This is a genomic window from Frigoribacterium sp. RIT-PI-h (genome assembly GCF_001297205.1).
Taxonomy (GTDB): domain Bacteria; phylum Actinomycetota; class Actinomycetes; order Actinomycetales; family Microbacteriaceae; genus Frigoribacterium.
Genome location: NZ_LHOZ01000097.1, coordinates 1 through 3,458, shown reverse-complemented (window position 1 = coordinate 3,458; position 3,458 = coordinate 1). Strand labels below are relative to the sequence as shown.

Sequence of the window (3,458 nt, the reverse complement as noted above, 5' to 3'; positions counted from 1 at the left end):
GATGTGCAAATCGCGACAGTCGGGGGCTCGCTCGGACTCCTGCGCGGAATTGAGCGGCGTGTCGGGCTCGAGTTGTCGGGATGTGCTCGCCTGACAGGTCACCGCCGGTCGGGTTCGGCACGTCGGGACGCTCGCGGCGGCGGACCGGCGACGAGGAGGTGCGGGTCGGGTCGAGCGCGCGGCGGCGGACGGGCGACCAGGAGGCGCGGGTCGGCCCGCGCCCCGGGGCGTCAGCCGCGCGCGGGTGCGGTCGAGGCGCGCGCCACGAGGGACGGCACCGGCAGGCGGCTGGCCGTGTCGGGGCTCCGCCCCTCGATGCGGGCGATCAGCGACGTCATCACGTGCGCCCCCTCGAAGCCGAAGTCGAGCGCCACGGTGGACAGCGACGGCACCATGAACCGCGCCTCGGGGGTGTCGTCGTTGCCGACCACGCTGACCTCGTGCGGCACCGAGACCCCCTCGGCGGCGAGGGCGGCGAGCAACCCCATCGCCATGGCGTCGTTGGCGACGGCGACGCCGGTGAAGTCGTCGGTGCGGGCGGCGAGCCGCAGGCCGATGTCGTAGCCGGCCGCCGCGGACCAGTCGCCGACGTCGGTGACCGTCACCGCGCCTCCGGACGCGGTCGTGGCCCGGTGGAACCCGTCGGCGCGCTCGCGGGCGGCCAGCCACTGCTCCGGCCCGGCGACGTAGGCCACGCGGCGGTGGCCGAGGCTCGCGAGGTGCTCGGCCGCGACCCGGCCCGCGTGCTCGTTGATCGACTCGGTGGTGCCCTCGACCATCAGCCCGAAGTCGCGCGCCACGGGCACGGATATCGCGCGGCGTTCGAGCGCCGACCGGGCGACCGCGGTCTGTGCGGTGACGACGATGCCGGCGATCTGCTGCCCGAGCATCAGGTCGAGGGCGTCGTCGACCGAGCGCTCGTCGACGCCGTCCATCGACACGATGTCGGTGACGTAGCCGAGCGAGCGTGCGGCCTCGGTGGCCCCGGCGATGGTGCGGGCGGGGCCCGACTGCTGCATGTTGTCGGCGAGCAGCCCGATGCGGTTCGTCCGCTGCAGGCGCAGGTAGCGGGCCGCCGAGTTGGGGCGGTACTCGAGCTCGGCGAGTGCCTGCTCGACCTTCTCGCGGGTGGCGGGACGGATGCCCTCGAAGCCGCGCAGGAACCTGCTGACGGTCTGGTGCGAGACGCCCGCGCGCTTCGCCACGTCGTAGATCGTGGCGTCCTTCATGTCCCGAGGGTAGCGGTGCCTCGTGCCCCGCCGGGGTGTCGGATGCGCGAGACCCCACGAAGTCGCCGAGACCCACCGGCGCGCACGGGTGTGTCGGCGCGTTCCCGGGGTGTGGGCGGGTTCCTGGGGTGTGGGCGAGTCCGACTAGGCGGTGCGCTCGATCTCGCGGGTGATGCCGACGAGCACGCGCCGCATGTACGGCGCCCAGGCGAAGCGGACGATGCCGCGCACGATCGCCCCACGCCCCGGTCGGGCGAAGAACGAGTAGGTCCAGTCGACCCGGGTGCGTCCGCTGGGCGTCGCCCGGTAGCTCCAGTCGGCACGGCCGCCGGTCACCAGCCGCCCGAGCAGCCCCGTGAACTCGCTCAGCTCGTAGACGAAGACCCCGTCGGGCTCCACGCGCACCAGGCTCTCGACCACGCTGCTGCCGTCCGACAGCTCGAGTCGGCGCGTCTGACCGGCGCCGTCCCACGGGCCGGACTGGTCGTGGACGGCCACGACGGCCGGGATCCCCCCGCCCGCGGATAGAACCCGACGGGGGTCAGCGGCGTGCCGATGCTCCACGCCCGGTCGAGGGGAGCGGCGGCGACGCGCGCGGTGCTCGCGCTCGCGGTGACGGTCATGCCGGGCATTCGGAACGGAGGGCGCGAACGACGGGACGGGTCCTCCCCAGGCGCCCCGCGCCTCCTGACCGTCCCCCGAGGAGGCGCGGGTCGACTCCCGAGGACGCCGGACGAGAGCAGACTGGCCGCGTGAAGACGACGACGTTACCCACCACCGACCGCCCCGCCTCGACCATCGTCCTCGGGCTCATGCGCATCTCGGGCATGACCGACGACGCGATCCGTGAACTCGTGGCCGAGGCCCGAGACCTCGGCATCGACTTCTTCGACCACGCCGACGTGTACGGCGACCACCCCCACCACTGCGAGCAGCGCTTCGGCGACGCCGTCACCCTGACCTCGTCCGAGCGCGACGCGATCCAGCTGCAGAGCAAGGTCGGCATCCGCGACGGCTTCTGGGACTTCTCGACCGAGCACATCCTCGAGTCGGTCGACGCCTCGCTCGCCGCCCTGCGCACCGACCGTCTCGACGTGCTGCTGCTGCACCGGCCCGACGCCCTCGTCGAGCCCGACGCGGTGGCCGCGGCCTTCGACCAGCTGCCCGCGAGCGGCAAGGTGCGCCACTTCGGCGTCTCGAACCACACGCCCGCCCAGGTCGAACCGTTGCAGCGCAGCGTGATGCAGCCGCTGATCGTCAACCAGGTGCAGCTCAGCATCACCCACGCGCCGCTGATCGCCGCGGGCGTGGCGGCCAACATGGCGGGGCCCGCCCAGTCCGTCGACCGCGACAACGGCATCCTCGACTACAGCCGTCTGAACGACATGACCCTGCAGGCCTGGTCGCCGTTCCAGAAGGGCTTCTTCGACGGCGTGTTCCTCGGCGACCGCGACGGCTACCCCGAGCTCAACGACGTCATCGACGAGCTCGCCACGACGTACGACGTGCCGCCGTCGGCGATCCCGGTGGCCTGGATCACCCGGCACCCGGCCGAGATGCAGGTCGTGCTCGGGACGACGAGCGTGGCACACCTCCGCGACAGCGCCGCGGGGTCCGACGTGCCGCTGACCCGGCCCGAGTGGTACCGGCTCTTCACGGCGGCCGGGCACACGCTGCCGTAGCGAGCCGGGCTGGCACGTTGGGGCGCCGGGCGCCGGGAGCCGGGCGCCGGGCGCCGGGCTGCGCTGCGCCCGTCGCTGCGCTGCGCCGGGCGACGGGCTGGGCTGCGCCCGTCGCTGCGCTGCGCCGGGCGACGGGCTGGGCTGCGCCCGTCGCTGCGCTGCGCCGGGCGACGGGCTGGGCTGCGCCCGTCGCTGCGCTGCGCCGGGCGACGGGCTGCGCTGCGCTGCGCCGCGTTGCATTGCGCTGAGCCCGTCGGTCCGCCCCCCTTCCTTTTCCCCCGTTCGCCGCCACGAAGTGGACACGACGCCACGAAGTGGTCACCCCGCCATCTTTTTTCGTGGCGGGTTGACCACTTCGTGGCGGGGTGGCGGGGTGAACTGCGCGGCGCAGCATCGGGCCCCGCACAGCGCAGCGCCGCGGCGCCGGGCTGCGCGGCGCCCGTCGGTCCGCATCCTCATCCCCTCCCCCCCCGCTCGCCGCCACGAGGTAAACAAACCGCCATCCTTTTGCGTGGCGGGTTGTTTACGGGGGGGGGGGGTGGCGGGG

3 protein-coding genes are annotated in these 3,458 nt (G+C 73.9%); 1 reads left to right on the top strand and 2 read right to left on the bottom strand.

Annotated elements, in window-relative coordinates:
* Positions 1-230: 230 nt before the first annotated feature.
* Positions 231-1,229, bottom strand: coding sequence for a LacI family DNA-binding transcriptional regulator (locus AEQ27_RS14575; RefSeq protein ID WP_054147328.1), 999 nt, complete (start codon positions 1,227-1,229; stop codon positions 231-233).
* Between the two features lie 144 nt (positions 1,230-1,373).
* Positions 1,374-1,793 carry an SRPBCC family protein gene (locus tag AEQ27_RS14570; protein ID WP_152970397.1) on the bottom strand — a complete coding sequence of 140 codons (420 nt, stop codon included), beginning with the start codon at positions 1,791-1,793 and terminating at the stop codon, positions 1,374-1,376.
* Between the two features lie 188 nt (positions 1,794-1,981).
* Between AEQ27_RS14570 and AEQ27_RS14565 the strand changes: the two genes are divergently transcribed.
* Entirely contained in the window at positions 1,982-2,911 is a 930-nt protein-coding gene (locus AEQ27_RS14565) for an aldo/keto reductase family oxidoreductase (protein WP_054147326.1), read from the top strand.
* Positions 2,912-3,458 lie beyond the last annotated feature (547 nt).